Annotated in this window: 1 protein-coding gene; it reads left to right on the top strand. The window is 73.9% G+C overall.

From position 1 onward, the window contains the following. Positions 1–15 precede the first annotated feature (15 nt). Positions 16–456 carry a hypothetical protein gene (locus FV223_RS32325; protein ID WP_246689876.1) on the top strand — a complete coding sequence of 147 codons (441 nt, stop codon included), beginning with the start codon at positions 16–18 and terminating at the stop codon, positions 454–456. Positions 457–506 lie beyond the last annotated feature (50 nt).

Here is a 506-nt window from a genome sequence, read left to right on the forward strand (position 1 = left end):
CTCTACGGGCGCCTCGTGGCGCTCGCCGGCGAGAGCGCCGGCCTCAGCATCACCGAACGCCCCGAGGACAGGGACGAGCCCGCCGCCGCGGCGATAGCGGCGACCAAGGAAGGCAGCGAGACCCCGCAGCCGGAAGCAGCCGGGCCCGGCGAGCCGGATCAAGGCACCGCGGCCCCTGTCGGATCGGTTCAGGCGACGGAGGCGGCGGACGGCCCGGCCAAGCCGAAGTTCGGCGACCACAATTTTGTCGGCAGCCTCATCCCGCGCGATCGCGACGAGATCGGCCTCGGCAGCGTCGTCCTCGCCCATGAGGGACCCGAGGACGGGTGGTGGGAGGCCGAGATCATCGGCATGAACGGCCGGGTGTTCTCGTGCCGGTGGCGGGACTTCCCGCAGCAGGACACCTTCCTGCGCAAGCCCGGCGAACTCGCGCTGCTGCCCCCCGGCGAGGCCTGAGCCCCGGCCGCCAGCACGCCCGGGTCCGGCACCATCGGCCCGGGCACCCC

Origin of the sequence: Methylobacterium sp. WL116, assembly GCF_008039455.1 — a bacterium.
GTDB lineage: Bacteria > Pseudomonadota > Alphaproteobacteria > Rhizobiales > Beijerinckiaceae > Methylobacterium.